This window comes from Salinicola halophyticus (genome assembly GCF_003206695.1).
GTDB classification, from domain to species: Bacteria; Pseudomonadota; Gammaproteobacteria; order Pseudomonadales; family Halomonadaceae; genus Salinicola; species Salinicola halophyticus.
In genome coordinates this window covers 374390-392146 of the sequence record NZ_PZJN01000009.1, presented here as the reverse complement: position 1 = coordinate 392146, position 17757 = coordinate 374390, and the positions used below count along the sequence as shown (strand labels likewise).

Annotated in this window: 20 protein-coding genes and 1 tRNA gene; 5 read left to right on the top strand and 16 right to left on the bottom strand. The window is 62.5% G+C overall.

Annotated elements, in window-relative coordinates; translation table 11 throughout:
- Positions 1 to 70: 70 nt before the first annotated feature.
- From DOM58_RS15725 to DOM58_RS17885, 7 genes are all read right to left on the bottom strand, one after another.
- Positions 71 to 1846 carry a DUF927 domain-containing protein gene (locus DOM58_RS15725; protein WP_110693632.1) on the bottom strand — a complete coding sequence of 592 codons (1776 nt, stop codon included), beginning with the start codon at positions 1844 to 1846 and terminating at the stop codon, positions 71 to 73.
- Positions 1839 to 2870 (bottom strand): toprim domain-containing protein, encoded by a 1032-nt coding sequence (locus tag DOM58_RS15720; RefSeq protein ID WP_110693631.1) that lies wholly within the window; start codon positions 2868 to 2870, stop codon positions 1839 to 1841. The genes DOM58_RS15725 and DOM58_RS15720 overlap by 8 nt, the downstream gene beginning before the upstream one ends.
- Entirely contained in the window at positions 2863 to 3174 is a 312-nt protein-coding gene (locus tag DOM58_RS15715; protein WP_110693630.1) for a hypothetical protein, read from the bottom strand. The genes DOM58_RS15720 and DOM58_RS15715 overlap by 8 nt, the downstream gene beginning before the upstream one ends.
- Positions 3167 to 3406 carry a hypothetical protein gene (locus tag DOM58_RS15710; RefSeq protein WP_110693629.1) on the bottom strand — a complete coding sequence of 80 codons (240 nt, stop codon included), beginning with the start codon at positions 3404 to 3406 and terminating at the stop codon, positions 3167 to 3169. Before DOM58_RS15710 ends, DOM58_RS15715 begins: the two co-directional genes overlap by 8 nt.
- 521 nt (positions 3407 to 3927) lie before the next feature.
- Positions 3928 to 4188, bottom strand: coding sequence for a hypothetical protein (locus DOM58_RS15705; RefSeq protein ID WP_110693628.1), 261 nt, complete (start codon positions 4186 to 4188; stop codon positions 3928 to 3930).
- A complete protein-coding gene (locus tag DOM58_RS15700) occupies positions 4185 to 4463 on the bottom strand; it encodes a helix-turn-helix transcriptional regulator (protein WP_110693627.1) in 279 nt (92 codons plus the stop codon). The genes DOM58_RS15705 and DOM58_RS15700 overlap by 4 nt, the downstream gene beginning before the upstream one ends.
- A gap of 279 nt (positions 4464 to 4742) precedes the next feature.
- A complete protein-coding gene (locus tag DOM58_RS17885; RefSeq protein WP_425353401.1) occupies positions 4743 to 4973 on the bottom strand; it encodes an Ogr/Delta-like zinc finger protein in 231 nt (76 codons plus the stop codon).
- Positions 4974 to 5056: 83 nt separating this feature from the next.
- Here DOM58_RS17885 and fos point away from each other — a divergent pair, with 83 nt between their 5' ends.
- Positions 5057 to 5467 (top strand): fosfomycin resistance glutathione transferase, encoded by a 411-nt coding sequence (gene fos / locus DOM58_RS15690; protein WP_110693625.1) that lies wholly within the window; start codon positions 5057 to 5059, stop codon positions 5465 to 5467.
- On the opposite strand, the gene DOM58_RS15685 is transcribed toward fos, so the two are convergent.
- The 3 genes from DOM58_RS15685 to rep form a co-directional block, all read right to left on the bottom strand.
- A complete protein-coding gene (locus DOM58_RS15685) occupies positions 5464 to 6654 on the bottom strand; it encodes a tyrosine-type recombinase/integrase (protein WP_110693624.1) in 1191 nt (396 codons plus the stop codon). The two genes, fos and DOM58_RS15685, sit on opposite strands and share 4 nt — an antisense overlap.
- Positions 6655 to 6820: 166 nt before the next feature.
- Positions 6821 to 6897, bottom strand: a tRNA-Arg gene (locus tag DOM58_RS15680).
- Positions 6898 to 7109: 212 nt separating this feature from the next.
- A complete protein-coding gene (gene rep / locus DOM58_RS15675) occupies positions 7110 to 9158 on the bottom strand; it encodes a DNA helicase Rep (RefSeq protein WP_110693623.1) in 2049 nt (682 codons plus the stop codon).
- A gap of 64 nt (positions 9159 to 9222) precedes the next feature.
- Between rep and DOM58_RS15670 the strand changes: the two genes are divergently transcribed.
- Positions 9223 to 9684: a GNAT family N-acetyltransferase gene (locus DOM58_RS15670; protein ID WP_110693622.1), complete on the top strand. Its 462-nt coding sequence runs from the start codon at positions 9223 to 9225 to the stop codon at positions 9682 to 9684.
- 11 nt (positions 9685 to 9695) lie between these two features.
- Here the strand turns inward: DOM58_RS15670 and trmL are convergent, their stop codons facing one another.
- From trmL to pyrE, 3 genes are all read right to left on the bottom strand, one after another.
- Positions 9696 to 10166 carry a tRNA (uridine(34)/cytosine(34)/5-carboxymethylaminomethyluridine(34)-2'-O)-methyltransferase TrmL gene (gene trmL / locus DOM58_RS15665; RefSeq protein WP_075561608.1) on the bottom strand — a complete coding sequence of 157 codons (471 nt, stop codon included), beginning with the start codon at positions 10164 to 10166 and terminating at the stop codon, positions 9696 to 9698.
- A 156-nt stretch (positions 10167 to 10322) separates the two neighbouring features.
- Complete coding sequence (locus tag DOM58_RS15660) at positions 10323 to 10892, bottom strand: YfaZ family outer membrane protein (RefSeq protein ID WP_245392298.1); 570 nt, start codon at positions 10890 to 10892, stop codon at positions 10323 to 10325.
- 195 nt (positions 10893 to 11087) lie between these two features.
- The gene (gene pyrE / locus DOM58_RS15655) at positions 11088 to 11792 is read right to left on the bottom strand and encodes an orotate phosphoribosyltransferase (protein WP_110693621.1); all 705 of its coding nucleotides are present in this window, start codon (positions 11790 to 11792) and stop codon (positions 11088 to 11090) included.
- 124 nt (positions 11793 to 11916) lie between these two features.
- Between pyrE and DOM58_RS15650 the strand changes: the two genes are divergently transcribed.
- Complete coding sequence (locus DOM58_RS15650) at positions 11917 to 12684, top strand: exodeoxyribonuclease III (protein WP_110693620.1); 768 nt, start codon at positions 11917 to 11919, stop codon at positions 12682 to 12684.
- Positions 12685 to 12811: 127 nt separating this feature from the next.
- Here DOM58_RS15650 and DOM58_RS15645 read toward each other — a convergent pair whose 3' ends face one another.
- The 3 genes from DOM58_RS15645 to DOM58_RS15635 all read right to left on the bottom strand — a co-directional run bounded on the left by DOM58_RS15645 (position 12812) and on the right by DOM58_RS15635 (position 14541).
- Positions 12812 to 13537, bottom strand: coding sequence for a 16S rRNA (uracil(1498)-N(3))-methyltransferase (locus DOM58_RS15645; protein ID WP_110693619.1), 726 nt, complete (start codon positions 13535 to 13537; stop codon positions 12812 to 12814).
- An 8-nt stretch (positions 13538 to 13545) separates the two neighbouring features.
- Positions 13546 to 14043: a protein-export chaperone SecB gene (secB, locus tag DOM58_RS15640; protein ID WP_110693618.1), complete on the bottom strand. Its 498-nt coding sequence runs from the start codon at positions 14041 to 14043 to the stop codon at positions 13546 to 13548.
- 75 nt (positions 14044 to 14118) lie between these two features.
- A complete protein-coding gene (locus DOM58_RS15635) occupies positions 14119 to 14541 on the bottom strand; it encodes a rhodanese-like domain-containing protein (RefSeq protein WP_110693617.1) in 423 nt (140 codons plus the stop codon).
- Between the two features lie 398 nt (positions 14542 to 14939).
- Here DOM58_RS15635 and gpmI point away from each other — a divergent pair, with 398 nt between their 5' ends.
- Positions 14940 to 16514, top strand: coding sequence for a 2,3-bisphosphoglycerate-independent phosphoglycerate mutase (gene gpmI / locus DOM58_RS15630; protein ID WP_110693616.1), 1575 nt, complete (start codon positions 14940 to 14942; stop codon positions 16512 to 16514).
- Between the two features lie 45 nt (positions 16515 to 16559).
- On the top strand, positions 16560 to 17738 hold the full coding sequence (locus DOM58_RS15625) for a murein hydrolase activator EnvC family protein (RefSeq protein WP_245392297.1): 1179 nt from the start codon (positions 16560 to 16562) through the stop codon (positions 17736 to 17738).
- Positions 17739 to 17757 lie beyond the last annotated feature (19 nt).

The window sequence follows — 17757 nt, the reverse complement described above, 5'->3', positions numbered from 1 at the left end:
CCCGGCTGGTGTTGGTTTGGGTCTGCCTCGGTCGGCACATTCGGGACGTGTGGGGCGTTGTCGGGTCGCATCAGGATCCGCCCTCCGGGTCGAGTCGCTCGGGATCGATGACGAAGAACCGCCCCATCCCTCCCCCTGGCAGGCGGTATTTCTTCTGTTTCCGGCCTTCGTCCATCTTGGCCAGCACATCGTGCTGCCCCAGCGTTCGCAGGATCCGGGCGCGGCTGTAGCCTTCGGCGGCCTCGGTGAGTGCCGCACGGTTGAACAGATAGAAGCGCTTGTCGCCTTCGATCTCGAAGTAACCGGCGCGGTGGCGCACGTTGGGATCGGCGAACTGGGCATGGATGCTCGAGAACCGGCTATCCCCGTGTAGGGCGATGAAGTCGGACAGCGCCGAGAGGATCTGGCGATCCTCGGCGTTGCCGTCACCGATGGTGGCCAGCCATTCGGCGAACAGCAGCCGACAGGCGTCGGTCGATGTCCCGGCTGGCCAGGGCAGGATGCCGCAGTCGCTGGCCAGCTCACCGGCCAGCGCCATTACCGCAAAGCGATCCGCCACCCGTCCCGCCTGGGAGCTCGAGACGTTGAACGCCTTGCGGATCTCGCCGAAGCGCCAGGTCAGCCCGTCGGCAATCTCGTCTTCGAGCAGCTTCTCGACCAGCGCGGGACCAACGTGGCCATAGTGCCGCCCGGCCGCGCCGGTCAGCGTGCGGTGGAACGCTTCACCACTGGTGCCGTGGACGTCATCGAAGGCGCGGTGTTTACGGGTGCCTGCGTTGATGTCGACCATGCGTAGCTCCGCGCCGGCGTGGGCGGTATTGCCCGCCATGGAGGCGTGATCGGCCAGGGAGCGTTCGCCACTGGAGAGCGCGAGCAAGCGCCAGTAGTTCTTGGGCCGCCCTTCCCGTTCCCGGGTCATGGTGCCCTTGCCGGTGCCGTTGGCGATGGCGTAGGCGTGGCCCTGGATCTGCTTGGGACTGGCCCGGCTCATTTCGTCGTTGATCATCACCGTATCGTTGCGCGACGAGGCTTCGATCTCGACACCACCCCCGGACATATCCCAGGAGACCTTGAAACGATCCGCTGGCCCCCACACCGTGGCGGCAATGTCCTGGGCCAGCGATTTACCACTCGAGGAGTCACCCACCAGATGCACCCCGCCGCCGTTGACGCCCACCTTCTTGAGCAGCGGGCCCGCCAGGGCGCAACACACCGACAGGATCAGCACCGGGTTGCCCAGGCACGGCTCGGCGATCTCGCTTTGCCAGCCCTCGAGCGTGCCCAGGGTGTCGAAGATCCGCGCTTCGCGGCCGGAACTGTGAAAACGCACGCGGTCGCTGCCAATGATCCGGTTGGGCAGCACGAACGCCCCGCTGCGCTCATGCCAGCCGGGGCGGGTGATCGTGTCCAGCACCACCTGGGGCGTGTGGTGGCTGGCGATATAGGCCGGCACGTGTTTGCGGTGGTGGTACTCGATGACGAGCCCCTGACGCATCAGCGTCTTGAGCACGTCCTCGCCCTTCCCGGCCAGCGCTTCCATGGGGATGACGCATTCGCGCTCTCGCCCTCGGTGCTGGAACTTCAGCAACCGGCCGATGCTGCCGTCATCGCTGTCGACGGTCTCGGCGGTGACGTGCAGCGGGCCACACACCCACAGGTCGAACGGCTGTCCCGGTTCGTCCGGGCTGGTCTGCTTGATGCCGTGATACCAGACGCCGGCGCGGAATACGCGACCGTCGACGGTGGTCGGGCCGGCGTAGACCTCAAAGCCGGGCCGGGCAATGCCGATACGCTCCGGCGCGGCCGGTTCACCGACCACGGTCAGATGGGGTTGTGACTCACTCATGATCACCTCCCGCCTGTTCGGCATCGAGTCGGACGCGATGCCAACGATACAGGTCGTTGAAGTCGGTCAGATCGTCGGGACAGCCTTCCGGCCACTTGGGATAGAGCACCATCGCGCCCACGGCCAGGGCAGCATCGTTGGCCGCCTGCCGCCCGGGGTTGCCGGTCGTTTGACGGTCGTCATCACCGGCAATGACGATATCCAGCGAGCCATTCAGCGCAGCGCGCATGGTCTCGGCGACGGCGCGCAGATTGCCGGCGTTCATGGCGCACGCCACCGGGTCGCCGGTGAGGCGATGAAGCGTTGCCCCGGTCGCCCAGCCCTCGCAGATGAATAGCCGCCCACCGGCGACGGGCTCGCCGATCAGGGAATAAGCGCCCTGAACCTGCCCGCCCTTGAGGAAGCGCTTTTTGCCGTTAGGCAGGATCCATTGCAGGTTGACCAGCTCACCACCGGCGCAGAGTGGCACCAGCAGCCAGCCGCGCCGGCACTGGCGCAGGCCAAAGGCCGGAACGCCCCGGCTCATGAGATAGGGATGGGTGGCGCTGGCCTCCTTGGCGGCGTCCCACACCGTGCGAGCCCGGACCGTCGCTTCCTGGCGAGCGATGGCCTTTTCGGCGGCGTGCGCCTCGAGACGCTGTAGATGGGCCTCGTCGGTGGCATCCGGACGGGTCGGTTGGATCTCGGCATGCGACGTGACGGGAGCCGCACCCCAGCGGAACACGCCCAGCCCCAGGCGGCGATCGATCGCCATGGCGGCGTCGACCTGCCGGCAGCCGAACAGGTAGCTATAGAGCGAGACCAGATCGCCACCGTGGGCGTTGCGGTCGGCAAAGTCGTTCCACTTGCCGGTGACGAGCGAGACGCCAAACGAGCCGCTGGCGCGATCGCCACGGGCGACGTTACGGGCCACCCACTCGCTGCCCTGGCGGCTGCCTTGCGGCAGCCACTCACGGGTCAGGGTTTCGGCGTAAGCCAGTGAGGCGCGAGACACGCGCTGGATCTTGGCGACGACTTCAGACATGGCCACCTCCCGCGTTCTGACGCCGGGTCGCCGCACGCGCATCCAGGTCTTGCTGACGCGCCGCTGCCAGTAGGTCGCAGGCGTCGCCGACAAGGAACCGCGACACCATGGCCAGATTGGAGAGATCCACCGAGGTCAGATCGTTGTCTCGACCGTTCATGGTCGAGAGCGTGAACATCAGGTCCTTGATCGCGTCGAGGCGCATCTCCGCGTTGTCCAGCAACGTCTCGCGGTCGGTGCGAGGATCGATCAAAAGGCACTCGGATTCGGTCAGGCAGTTGGCTTGCTCGAGGCGCTTATCCATGACGCATCTCCTCGGCCATCAGGTCGTCGAGATCGGCCAGGAACTGCTGACGTTCTTCCGGCGTGATCGCGCCCAGCTCGGCGGCCATGCGGGTCATACCCAGCAGATGGGCAAGTTGATCGGGACGGCGATTGACGCGAAAAGCGATCAGCTTGGCACCGATAACGGCGGTAGCGATCTGATGCGGAGGGATAGCGGATCGTGCGGACGCACGGGGGGCGTGTTCTGCCATGGGTGAGGCTCCTATTTGATTCAAGGAGTCACCACCAATCGTTCTCACACGATGGGTGGCGACTGTACGCGGGGTGAGAAACCGGTCAAATAGGAAACCGGCCGGGCCGGAGCCCGCCCACGCACAGCCGCCATAACGACGCTTTACGGGCACAAAAAAAGCGCCTGCAAAGGTAGGGGCGCTGCTGCGCCTATTTGAACTCGGGTTCTCACGCCCGGTTACGGATTTTGCCGTAACGCGAGCATCGTAGCCGGACCCTTTGGGAAGGCGCAAGCCCTCCCCAGCCAAAGGATGACGAATGGCGAGCGCCAGCCCCCGGCAAATCGGCGTGTGTCGGGGCGTGACACCGCGCCGAATTTTGCTAGGATCGTCGTTGCATTGAGTGTCTTTGAGAGCCCCGGCAGCCCCACGCTGACCGGGGTTTTCGCGTTTCGTAGGCACAAAGCCTCCCTATTCCCCTCGGCGTGAACTTCGAGCGGCTGTGTGAATCGAGTCGGGTTAGGTCGGAGAGTGCGGGCGGTCTAGCAGTCGGTCTCGAGCGTCGGGCCGCGCTGCAGATCGCGCATCAGGACGGTATTGGGATCGTGTGGCAGTGTGGAATGCTTGCCGCCGCTCCCGTTGCGTTCCATCAGTACCGCCACGCGGGTGCCGCTGGCGCTATGGCGGATCACTTCGCGGCCGGCGCGGTTGGTGGCAACGTTCAGCGCCTCGTCCAACGCCGGGATATCTTCTTCGGTGAAGTTGAGCGACTGCGCGCCCACGGTCAGTGTGAAACGTTTCATGCGCGGGCCTCCTGGGCGTTGTTGGCGAAGTGGTGGATCTGGCGACCGGCCAGCGTGCGGTTGCGCTCGGCGAGTCGGGCGGCGATCCAGCTATCCACCTCCTCCTCGAGCCAGGCGACGCTTTTGTCACCAATCGGCACCGGTGCCGGAAAGGTGCCGTTGCTCACGCCGGCATAGATCGCGGATCGGCTCTTGCCGGTCTTGAGCTCCACGTCGCGGCGGCGCAATAGGCGGTTGCCGAGTTCGATCTGTTCCGTCTTCTTGAAGCTGCTCATCTTCCGGGTTCCTGTGGTTGCGATGACCTTTTCAAGCCTGCCCGAGCGACACGAAAGAAAGCGAGACTCAGTGTTGCGTCATTCGTGCACCTCAAGTGCCTCGACGCTCAGGACAGGGATAGCTTGACGGGGTAACAGGAGGACTTCGACCGATCTGCGTTGTAAAACTCGCCTTCACAAGCTCGCCAGAACTGCCCGTCTCAACCCGGAATCGCCCACGAAAAAGCCGCAGCCCTCAAGGAGGACTGCGGCTTAAGCGGAGGCGGTTTGGCTGAGCAGTCAGCGCTGGTCTGTGCGCCGCCATGGGACGGTAGCGGCCAGTCTTTCCTGGTAGTCTGGATTCGGGTTACCGCTGGGGCTGAGCGTCTCGGTGACGACAAAGTCGGCACGCGCTCTAGCGCCACAGTCAGGGTTCAAACATTCAAGGTAGAGCTTCCGGTAATCCGGGTGCATTTGCTTACTCGAGCGAGTGCGCATCAGTGACCCGCAGTGCTCGCAATGAATGTCCATTCCTCGCATTTATTCTCCCTTGAAATTGTGATGTTCTTAGTCACTTGGGGTTAAGAAAATTCTTTCAGGGCTAGGAGTTAGAAATGCTCAAAGGCTTAAACCACCTGACCATCGCGGTCTCTGACTTGGGCAGAAGCATCGCATTTTATCAGGACACACTAGGGCTAACTCTGAACGCCCAATGGGATACGGGAGCGTACCTATCGCTTGACGGTTTATGGCTTTGTCTCACCCTGGACGAGCACCGCGGCACCGAACCACATCCCGAGTACACCCACTACGCTTTCACGGTTACGGGTGATGACTTCGCTCACGCCGTAGAGCACCTTCGAGCCCAGGGCGTCGAAGAATGGCGACAAAACCGAAGCGAGGGGGACTCGTTCTATTTTCTCGACCCCGATGGCCATAAGCTCGAGCTCCACGTGGGTGACCTGAGCAGCAGGCTGGAAGCCTGCAGGCAAAAGCCCTATTCCGGAATGCAGATCCTGACCTAGCCGGATGACGGTGTCGGATAGAGACTATCTGCCCAGAATTGCATCATCGCCGGGCGCTGTTCCGGTGTCATATGCTCGGCGTGCGTGTAGACGCCCTGAATCCCTGGGAGCTTGTGGGAGAGCTGCATCTCGATCCACTCGCCGCGATAGCCCAGTTCCTTGAGTCCCGTTGCTACGACATGCCGAAATCCGTGTGGCACATGCCGGCCCTGGTAACCCATGCGCTTAAGCGCGACGCCGAAAGCAGCATCAGACAGGGGCTTGGTGGGGTCGTTGCGACCGGGGAACAGTAGGCCGTACTGGCCCGTCATGACGTGCAGCCTGCGCAGCTCGGCGACGGCCTGGCTGGGCAGAGGTACACGATGTGAGCGGCCCATCTTCATCCGCTCGGCAGGTATGCTCCAGATAGCACGCTCGAGATCGATCTCATCCCATCGCGCCTGGCGCATCTCGCCCGGCCGTAACGCCGTCATCAACAGCAGTTTCAGCCCGATTCGTACCAGTGGGTTGTGGTAATTCTCGATGGCCTCGACCAGCCCCGGCAACTCCTCCTGCGAGACGTGTGGGAAGCTTTTCTGCTTATGGGGCGTGAAAGCGCCAGAGAGATCCGTGAGCGGGTTGTGGGAGGCGCGGCCGGTAATAACGGCGAATCGATAGATGTCACGACAGAACGAATAGACCTTGCGTCTCTGCTCAAGCTTGCCGGCGTGCTCGAGACGCTTCAAGAGCTCCAGCCACTCCAGCGGCTTGATCGCCTCGATGGGTTTGTCTCCAACGGCCGGGAAGATGTAGTTCTCGAGCGATCGGATGCTCTCCTTGGATCGCTTGGAGCTAGCCTTCCACCTTGGCGCCATTGTCGCGTGCCACTCATGCGCGAGCGCTCGGAAGGTGTTCTGCTGGGAGAATTGCTGCTCCCGTTTCTCCTCCTTGCGGCGCTCGACCGGATCAATGCCCTGACTCAGCAGACGGCGTGCGTCTGTGCGCTTCTCACGGGCCTCGGCGAGCGTCACCTCGGGGTAGCTGCCCAGGCTCATCATGTTGCGCTTGCCGTTAGGTCGCGTATAGCGCAAGCGCCAGCCTCGGCTCCCTGTGTTCGAAATCACAAGTTGTAATCCCGCCCCATCAATGAGGGTGATCGTTTTAGGGCCTGGCTTGATTGATTCGATTTTTCTGATAGTTAGCGGCATTGGGGTATAGCTAGGTTTTCCGAACAGGGGGTATATACCCTGATCTATACCACATTGCAGCTGGATTCGGTAGGAACGCTTAGGAAGATATGGGACTAAAAACCGCTGATTTTTAAGCGTTTTTCTTTCGGTTTTGGACTTTCTCGGAACGTTCAGGAAGTCCAGATGGCGCGCCCAGTAGGATTCGAACCTACGACCCCTGCCTTCGGAGGGCAGTACTCTATCCAGCTGAGCTATGGGCGCGTATGACGGGAGTCATGCCGGTTTGCGTGGATGACCAAGGATGGCCCGCAAGCGGCGCGGCCATCCTACCCGCTCGGTCAATGGCTGTCCAGACATGCCACGCCTGCCGGGGTGAGCGATGTTCGAAGCTCTCGATTCGAATGATACCGGTTGGCGGTAATACCCTCACACGTCTCGGCCGATAGGGCGCTGGAGATAGCGTTGGGCCAACCCTAGCCCAGCAGCGAACGCAATCCCGCAATCGCGCTCTGGCCGCGCTCCTGCTTCCTCTCGGGGTTTTCCTTGTCGGCGCGCCCTTCCCACTCCAGATCGTCCGCCGGCAGTTCGTCGAGGAAGCGGCTCGGGGTGCAGTCGAGCAGCTCGCCGTAGGCCTTGCGCTGGCGGGCGAGCGTCAGCGTGAGCGTGCGTCGGGCGCGGGTGATACCGACATACGCGAGACGCCGCTCCTCTTCCACGGTACCGGACTCGATTGAGTTGCGGTGCGGCAGCAGCTCTTCCTCCAGCCCCATCAGGTAGACATGGGGGAATTCGAGGCCCTTGGAGGCGTGCATGGTCAGCAGCTGAACGCGGTCGGAGTCGTCCTCCTCGGCCTGCTGCTCGAGAATGTCGCGCAGTACCAGACGCGAAATGGCCGACTGCACGTCGTCGGTCTCCTCGGAAGCTTCGCCATCTTCGTCGTCGCGGTGCATCGACTTCTCGAGCTGGTCGATCAGCGTCCAGACATTGGCCATGCGGCGCTCGGCGATGGTCGGCGCGCTGGCGTTTTGATACAGCCAGGCTTCGTAATCCATGTCGCGGATCATCTCGCGAATCGCGGCGATGGCGTCGCCCTGGTCCATGCGCTTGCGAACGCCGTCGATGAAGTGGGCAAAGCGTCCCAACCGCTCGACGGCGCGGGTCGGCAGCACCTGCTCGAGCCCCATTTCCTGGCAGGCCGATAGCAGTGAAGCACCCCGTTCACTGGCGTAGTTGGCCAACTTTTCCATGGTGCCGGGGCCGATCTCGCGGCGCGGCACGTTGACGATGCGCAGGAAGGCGTTGTCGTCGTCGGGGTTGATCAACAGCCGCAGATAGGCCATCGAATCCTTGATCTCGTTGCGGGAGAAAAACGAGGTGCCGCCGGAAAGCTTGTAGGGAATCTGATGGTGCTGCAGCTTGAGCTCTAAAAGCCGGGCCTGGAAGTTGCCGCGATAGAGCACGGCGAAGTCGCGCCATTCGGCACGCTCCTTGATCCGGCGCGTCAGAATCTCGCCGGCCACGCGTTCGGCCTCGGCCTCTTCATGGCGATTGACGATCACCCGGATCGGATCGCCCGGCCCCATGTCCGACCACAGGGTCTTCTCGTAGACGTGGGGGTTATTGGCGATCAACGTGTTGGCGGCGCGCAGGATCGTGGCGGTGGAACGGTAATTCTGCTCCAGCTTGATCACGTTCAAGCGCGGAAAATCTTCGCCCAGCGTCACCAGGTTCTCCGGCCGGGCACCGCGCCAGGCGTAGATCGACTGGTCGTCGTCGCCCACCACGGTGAAGGTGGCGCGCTCGTCCATCAGCATCTTGACCAGCTGATACTGGCTGACGTTGGTGTCCTGATACTCGTCGACCAGCATGTACTGGATGCGTTTGCGCCAGCGCGCCAGCGCCTCGGGATCGGTCTTGAGCAGCACCACCGGCAGCATGATCAGGTCGTCGAAATCGACCGCGTTGTAGGCCTTGAGATGGCGGTTGTAGGCTTCGTAAATGCGCGCGGCGTACTGCTGGTCTTCATCTTCGGCGTGAGAAATCGCCGGCCCCGGCAGCACCAGGTCGTTCTTCCACTGGGATATCTGACTCTGCACCCCGTTGATCTGCTCGGCGTCAGTGTCGGCTTCTTTCTGCATCAGATCCCGCAGCAGCGCCTTGGCATCTTCCGGGTCGAACAGCGAGAATCCTGGCCGGAAACCCAGCGCCTTGAGCTCGCGGCGGATGATATTGAGCCCCAGGTTATGAAAGGTGGAGACGGTGAGCCCGTGACCCTCACGCCCCTTGAGCATCTGCCCGACGCGCTCCTTCATCTCGCGGGCCGCCTTGTTGGTGAAGGTGACGGCGGCGATCTTGCGCGCGCTCATCCCGCACTCCTGAACCAGATAGGCGATCTTGGTGGTGATCACGCTGGTCTTGCCGGAACCGGCGCCCGCCAGCACCAGGCACGGGCCGTCGATGAAGCGAACGGCTTCCTGCTGACGCGGATTGAGCTTGGCGAGACGTTGGCGAATATCGGACATGAGGGCAGAATCGCAGAGGTAGAAACGGAAACATCAAAACAACAGAGCGAGAATGATACACCTCATGCGCATCGTAAGAGACGATTTACGCGGTCCCGAAATCGCCGCCATGCTGGAAGCGCATCTCAAGGACTTCGAGCCACATTCGCCGCCGGAAAGCCGCCACGCGCTGGATCTCGATCGCCTGCGCCGCCCGGAAATCCATTTCTTTAGCGCGTGGGAAGACGGCCAATTGCTCGGCTGCGGCGCGTTCAAGCGCCTGAACGACGAGCACGCCGAGATCAAATCGATGCGCACCGATCCGGCCCACCTGCGCAAGGGAGTGGCGACAGCTCTGGTGGCCCATCTGATCGAGGAAGCACGGGCAGCGGGATTCGAACGCCTGAGTCTGGAAACCGGTTCAGTGACCCACTTCGATCCAGCGCGCAAACTCTACGAAGCGCTCGGATTCCAATACTGCGGTCCATTCGCAGATTACGTCGAAGACGCTTTCAGCGTGTTCATGACGCGGCGACTGGATAACTGAAGACCCAAAGTCTAGACATCTACCGCGCCGACGAAATCCATCTGACGCCACGCCTCGTAGACGATGAGCGCGCAGGCGTTGGAAAGGTTGAGACTGCGGCTGTCCGCCAGCATGGGAATGCGCAGACGCTGTGCCGGTGGCAGGGCATTCAGCATTTCTTGCGGCAGCCCGCGGGTTTCGGGTCCGAAGACCAGCGCGTCGCCTTCACGATAATGGATATGGTTGTAACCGTGACGGCCGCGGGTCGAGACACCGAAAACGCGTTCCGGCCCTACGGTTTCGAGAAAGGCAGCCCAGTTGGCATGGACCTGGACTCGCGCCCATTCGTGATAGTCGAGCCCGGCGCGGCGCAGACGCTTGTCGTCGAGCTCAAAAGCCATCGGTTCGATGATATGCAGGCGAAATCCGGTATTGGCGCATAGCCGGATGATATTGCCGGTATTGGGCGGGATTTCCGGTTCATAGAGCACGATATCAAGCATGGCGGCCGGCTCGGATGCGGGGAACTCTCGCATCATACGCAATCGGCACAGCTTTCTACAGCGCCCCAGAACCGACGCCGCCTCCACTGTAACAACTGGGAGGCGGCGCCGATTTCCACCGCGCCCGAACCTGGCGCGGTCGTAGCTCAGTACAGTCTAGAAACCGACGCTGACGCCCAGCACCGGACCGCTATCCAGCGTTCGGCCGTTGTCGTTGTCGAAATCGGTACGCATGTAGCGGTAGCCGCCGTAGACGTAGGTTTGCGAGATCAGGTTCACCCGCGCCTGGGCGCCGTATTCGTAGCTCTTTTCCACGTCACCGCTGGTCAGGCCGTCCGGCGTGTAGAAACCGTAGGCACCGATCGAGGTCAACGGGATCGGCGTATCGACGAATGCAGAGCCGCCGAGCCCCAGACCGCCACCGTTACCGTAGTAGGTGTCCTGGTACTGATAACGCCCGCCGACGGAGAGATCGATACCCGGCAGCCACGGCGTGAACATCAACGAGCCCGAGTAGGCCTTGGCATTGTGGCCGCTGTCATCGGTATTCAGGTAACCAACCCCGGCCCGCAAGGTGGGAAAGATGGTCTGACTGGCTTCGACACCGAAAGACTCGTCGCCGCCGTTGGCGGAAACGCTCAGCGCCATCGCCTGCTGACTGGCAAAGACGAAGCTCGCCGTGGCAAGGGCAAAGCCCCATGGCTTCATTCCGCGGTTCTTGATCATGATAGGTCTCCCGGCATTCGTGCCAAATCGCGTTGGACTAACGGCGTAAGCGTGGCATAATTTCCGCATTTATCAAACGGTGTTTTTAAACTATTTGTAACGCCAGCGGCCAACGATCTTGCTGCGGCTAATCGTAGCAGGCGGAAGCATCGCCCATGGAGGCCGGGAATGGTCAGGCTGAGGTGGAGCGAGGGATCAAAGCGCTCGGGTGACGCCGTACCGGTCGCGGTAGGCGCGGATCGCTTCCGCGTGCTGGACAAGGGAAGCGCCGTCTTCGCCGCTGCGGGGTTGGCGGGTTTCCAGATAGGCAAGCAGTTGATCGAGGTTGACGATGCTCACAACCGGCATATTATACGTCGCCTCGACTTCCTGGATCGCGCTGTGGGGCTTGAGGCCATCGGCGTCCTGGCCCCGTTCCTGCCGATCGAGCGCGATCACGACGCCAGCGGCCTGGGCGCCGGCATCCCGGATGATCTGCATGACTTCGCGAATCGCCGTGCCGGCGGTGATGACATCATCGATGATCAAGATGTCGCCGCGTAACTCGGCGCCGACGATATTGCCGCCCTCGCCGTGAGTCTTGGCTTCCTTGCGGTTGAAGGCAAAGGGCATGTCGCGCTGATGATGGTCGGCGAGTGCAACGGCTGTGCTCGCCGCCAGCGGTATACCCTTGTAAGCTGGACCAAATAGTACATCGGCCGCGATGCCGCTGTCGGCAATGGCGCTGGCATAGAAACGTCCCAGGCGGGCCAAGGCACGGCCGGAACGGAACAGACCGGCATTGAAGAAGTAGGGACTGACACGACCGGATTTGAGCGTGAACTCACCGAAGCGCAACACCCCTTCGGCGATCGCGAATTCGATGAACTCCTGTTGATACGGCTGAATCTCGACGCTCACCCCAGGCCTCCCTAGTGCCTCATGTTTGATCACGGCCGCTACCGTTTTGGCCAAACGCAGCAGTCATTTACCTAAACCTTTCAAGCTCGGGTATCATACACGCGCGACAAAGAAGGAACACTGTATGAAAATCGCCAGCATCAATGTGAACGGAATCCGAGAGGCCGTCGAGCGGGGCTTTCTCGACTGGCTGGCCGAACAGGATGCTGACGTCGTCTGCGTGCAGAACCTGAAGGCCAAGAGCTTCGAGCTCGATGACAGCATTCTCTATCCGGAAGGTTATGAAGGCTACTTCCTGGATGCCGAACAGGACGGCTTTTCCGGGGTCGGGCTTTACTGCCGCAAGATCCCCAAGGCCATCATGTATGGCCTGGGTTTCGAGCAGTGCGACAACGAAGGCCGCTTCCTGCAGGCGGACTACGATCGCTTCAGCATCGCGACATTCCTGATGCCCGACGGTGACGATCCGGCCATCAAGCAGACGTTCATGACCCAGTATCTGGAGTACTTGAACAAGATGGCTCGCAAGCGTCGCGAGTACATCATCTGCGGCACCTGGCACATCGCGCACAAGACACTCGATCTCGCCAACTGGGCCGACAATCAGACGACGCCCGGCTTCAAGCCCGAAGAACGGGCGTGGATGGATCAGGTGTTCGGTCCGACCGGCTTCATCGATACCTTCCGTGAAGTCAATCGGGATGCCGACCAGTACACCTGGTGGCCCAAGCTCGATCAGGAAGTGCCACGCTCTCGTCAGGAAGGCTGGCGCCTCGACTATCAGATCGTCGGCCCCAACTTCCGGCGCAACGTGAAAAACGCCTGGATCGATACCGACGCGACCTTCAGCGAGTTCGCCCCGCTGATCGTCGAGTACGATCTCGAGCTGTAATCGCCCGACCCAGCCGCACGCCAGCAGCCGTCAGCGATTCGCAACGAAAACACCCCNNGGGGTGTTTTCGTTGGGCTTTCGGCTGGCGCCATCACCCTATGGGCGATCAACCATCAGCCGACACCGCCTATAGATCGCCGAAATGATGCTGCAGCAGCGTCAGCGCGACCACGGGGGCGGTTTCGGTGCGCAGAATGCGCGGACCGAGAGTCAGCGGCTGAAAGCCGGCATGCCGCGCGGCTTCGACTTCGGCGTCGCTGAGTCCGCCTTCAGGGCCGATCAGCAACGCAGCAGACTCGACTGAATCTGCCTGCTGCCAGCTGTCGTCGGTGGCGGGATGCAGCACCAGCCGCAGGCTCTCGTCGCGCTCGCCGAGCCATTCGGACAGGGATCGAGGCGGATGAATCGCCGGCACGCTGGCGCGCCCGCACTGCTCGCAGGCACTGACCGCAACGCCCTGCCAATGCGCCAGTTTCTTGGCCTCGCGATCGCCTTTCAGACGCACGTCGCCGTGCTCGACGTAGAGCGGCGTGATCGCGGCCACGCCGAGTTCGACGGATTTCTGGATCGCGTAGTCCATGCGATCGCCCTTGGAGATCGCCTGGCCCAGATGCACGCTCAGCGGTGACTCGCCGCCGCCTTCGATCACCTGCTCGATCCGCGCGACGACCCGCTTGCGGCCGACCTCGATCAGCGTGGCCTGGGCCTCGTGGCCGCTACCGTCGAACAGCGTCAGTACTGCGCCCTCGCGCAGGCGCAACACCAGCGCGACGTGGCGCGCCGGACCGTCGGGCAGAACGACATCGCCACCCGCGATGAAGCTGGTGGCGACGTGAATACGCGGCTTGGCCATGGCTCGACTTACTGCGTGGTTTCGCTGGCCTGGGCGGTGCGCTGCTTCTTCTGGGCGTACATCGCCTCGAAGTTGACCGGCGCCAGCATCAACGGCGGGAAACTGCCGCGGCCGACCAGGCTGTCGATGCACTCACGTGCGTAGGGGAACAGCACGTTGGGGCAGAACGCGCCCAGCGTGTGATCGAGCTGATCGCCGGCGAGGCCGGAGATCCGGAACAGGCCGGCCTGCTCGACTTCGACCAGAAACGCCGTGGCGCCATCTTCGTTGTTCGATACCTGCGCCGTCACCTTGACCACGACCTCGTAGAGGTCTTCGCCGACCGACTGGCTGGTGGTGTCGAGATCCAGGCCGACCTTGGGCTTGAACGGCTGTTGGAACACGCTGGGCGCGTTGGGTGATTCGAACGAGATGTCCTTCACGTAGATACGCTGCAGGGAGAACTGCAGCTGCGGCTTATCCTGAGAGCCACCCTGAGAATCCTGCTGATTGTTGTCTTCCGCCATGATGCGTTTCCTGTACGTTCCTGAATGACTAGCCTGATTGACTATGACGTCTCGTGGGCCGGTGCTCTAACTAATCTAGCGCCGTACCACCGGCAGGCCATCGGCCTGCCACTGGGCCATGCCGCCCTTGAGCTTGTAGACCCGGGAAAAGCCGGCCTGGCTGAGCTCAGTGACCGCGGCACTCGATGTCTGGCCCTGCTTGCAGACCACGATGACCGGTGTGTCCTTGTGCTTTTCGATCTGCGGCAGTCGCTCCTTGAGACGCGACTGGGGGATGTTCTTGGCGCCAGCGATATGGCCCGCCTTGAACTCGTTGCTCTCGCGGATATCGATCACCACACCGTCTTCACGGTTGATCAGCGACGTGGTTTCGGTGGTGGAGACGCCGGAGGCGCCGCCGCGCTTGGCCTCGAATGCCAGCCACGCCAGCAGCACGACCAGAAAGGCGCTGACCAGCAGCGGATGGTTTTCGACGAATTCGAACAACTGATCGATCATGGGTCTGCCGACACTCTAAATCTGGGGCCAATGGGATCGCAAAGACGCCTTCATGGCGTGCGACTCCGCCCTTGGCGCGTCTGCATCAAATCGCGTCCGCCAACCGGCATGAAAGCCTTCGTTGCGCGAGACGCGAGCGGCTGAAAATCCTGGCCCGCTAACGGGCGCCGGCCATTATACACGAGGCCGCCGTTGAAACGAGGAAGGCGCGGGCGCCCGGGCAATCCAGGGCCGGCGGCTGACCCGACTCGATCGGTGCGCTATCCTTCAGGATTGTGATTCAGCACGCTAGATTGCAGAACGACAGATTCCAGGACGACAGACTTCAGGACGAAGGATCCCGCCGCCGCTGGTTTCGACACGACTCACTCCGTTCATCCGATTTCACGAGGCTTGTCATGGCAGATACTTCCAGCATTCCGCGTCCCGTCGCACTGTTGATTCTCGATGGCTATGGTCAGAACGACGATAGCGCCAACAATGCCGTCTCCGCGGCCGACACGCCGGTAATGGATCGTCTCAAGCGCGATTTCCCCAATACCCTGATTCATACCGATGGCCCTTACGTCGGCCTGCCGGACGGACAGATGGGCAACTCCGAAGTCGGCCACATGAACATCGGCGCCGGGCGAATCGTCTATCAGGACTTCACCCGCGTCACCAAGGCGATCAAAGACGACGAACTGAAGACGAACGAGGCGCTGACCACGCCCATCGATGACGCCGTTGCCAACGACGGCGCCGTGCACCTGATGGGTCTGCTCTCCCCCGGCGGCGTGCACAGCCACGAGGACCATCTGCTGGCGATGGCGGAACTCGCCGCCAGCCGTGGCGCCAAGCGGATCTACCTCCACGCCTTCACCGACGGCCGCGATACCGCGCCCAAGAGCGCCGGCGCCTCGATCGAGCGTGCCAACGCCAAGCTGGCCGAGTTGGTCGGCGCCGACAATGGCTTCGTCGCCTCTGTGGTCGGCCGCTACTTCGCCATGGACCGTGACAATCGCTGGGATCGTGTCGAGAAAGCCTACCGCGTGGTGCGTTTCGGCGAAGGCGAACACGTCGCCGATAGCGCCGAGGCCGGTCTGGCCGCGGCCTACGAACGCGGCGAGACCGACGAGTTCGTCGGCGCGACTGCTGTGCGCCCCAACGGCGACAAGATCGTCATGGCCGACGGCGATGCCGCGCTGTTCCTGAATTTCCGTGCCGACCGCGCTCGCGAGCTGACCCGCGCCTTCGTCAACCCGGATTTCGACGACTTCGATCGCGGCGAGCGGATCAAGCTGGCCGGCCAAGGTCTGGTGACGCTGACCCACTACGCCGACGACATCGACACGCCCGCCGCTTTTCCGCCCAACGATCTGGTCAACACCCTGGGCGAGGTCGCGGAGAGTCATGGCCTGACCCAGCTGCGTATTGCCGAGACGGAAAAATACGCCCACGTGACGTTCTTCTTCTCCGGCGGTCGCGAGGCCGAGTTCAAGGGTGAAGATCGCGCCATGATCCCGTCGCCGAAAGACGTCAAGACCTACGACGAGAAGCCGGAAATGAGCGCTTACGAGCTGACCGAGACGCTGGTCAAGGCGATCGAGGCCGGCAAGTACGACCTGATCGTCTGCAACTACGCCAACGGCGATATGGTCGGCCACTCCGGCGATCTGAAAGCGGCCACCAAGGCGATCGAGACGGTAGACGTATGTCTCGGTCGCGTGGTCGAGGCGATCCAGAAGGCCGGCGGCGAATGCCTGGTCACCGCCGATCATGGCAATGCCGAGATGATGGTCGACCCCAAAACCGGCAATCCGCATACCTCCCACACCACCTTCATGGTGCCGCTGGTCTATGTGGCCCGGAGTCAATCCGCCAAGCTCAAGGCCGATGGGCGTCTGTGCGATCTGGCACCGACCCTGCTGCACATGCTGCAGAAGCCCGCACCCGAAGAGATGACCGGCAATGTGCTGATCGACGATGCGTGACGCTGGCTCGCGAGTCGTCACCGTCCACGCGGGAGTCCGTCCGACGTGAGTCGTAGGCAAGTCAGGCGTCTCTCTCGGTGCGGACTCGGTAGCGGTACGATTTCATTGTTGCTGGCCGGCAGTCTGCTGCTGGCCGGCCCCGCGCTAGGTCAGGCCAATCCGCAGGAAGCCCGGGCCAGACTGGACAGCCTGGCGACCGATATCCAGGCGCTGCAGGGCAAGCTCGAAAATACCCAGGCCGCTCGCGGTGATGCCCAGGACGAACTGGAACAGGTCGAGACGGCGATCGGCCAGATTCACAAACGCCTGGATGCCCTCCAGACCGAGCGCCATCAGCTCGATGGCGAAGTCGACAAGCTCCAGCACAAGCGCCAGACCCTGGCGGCCGATCGCGACCAGCAGCGCGAGGCACTGGCACGCCAGTTCGACGCGCTCTATCGTCTCGGCACCACGCCTCAGCTGAAGTTGTTACTCAATCAGGACGATCCCGCCGAGGTCGATCGGCTCCAGCACTATCTCAATGCGCTCTCCTCGGCGCGGCGCGAGAAGCTCGAGCAGCTGCGCGCGCTCAACCAGCAGTTGGACGATAACCTGGCGGCGATCGATCAACGTCGCTCGCGCCTGGACGAGGTTCAGACCGATCTCGAGCAGCAGCGCCAGCGGCTGGCGTCGAACCTCGAGGAACGCCAAGCGCTGGTGGCCAAGCTCAGTGGCCGCTATGACAGCGAGCAGTCCCGGCTCGAGGATCTCAACCAGGACAGGGCTCACGTCGAACGTCTGCTGGATCGTATGCAGAAAGAGCTCGCCAACCTCAAGAAGCCGCCGCCCTCGACCGCGATTCGTCAGACCCGCGGCGGCCTGCCGTGGCCGGTACAAGGGTCGATGCTGTCGAGTTACGGCAGCGGAGACGGGGTCAATCGCAACGGTATTCTGATCGGCGCGCCGGAAGGCACCGCGATCAAGGCGGTGCACGCGGGCCGGGTGGTCTTCGCCAACTGGATGCGTGGCTTCGGCAATCTGCTGATCCTCGATCACGGCGACGGCATTCTGACGCTGTATGCCCACCTTCAGCAGATCGACGTCGATCCCGGACAGCAGGTGAACAATGGCCAGACGGTTGGCGCCGTGGGCAATACCGGCGGCCAGTCGCGCTCGGCGCTCTATTTCGAGGTGCGCCAGAACGGCAATCCGATCGACCCGAGCCGCTGGATCGGACGCCGCTGATCGGCCCGCCTCTCGATAA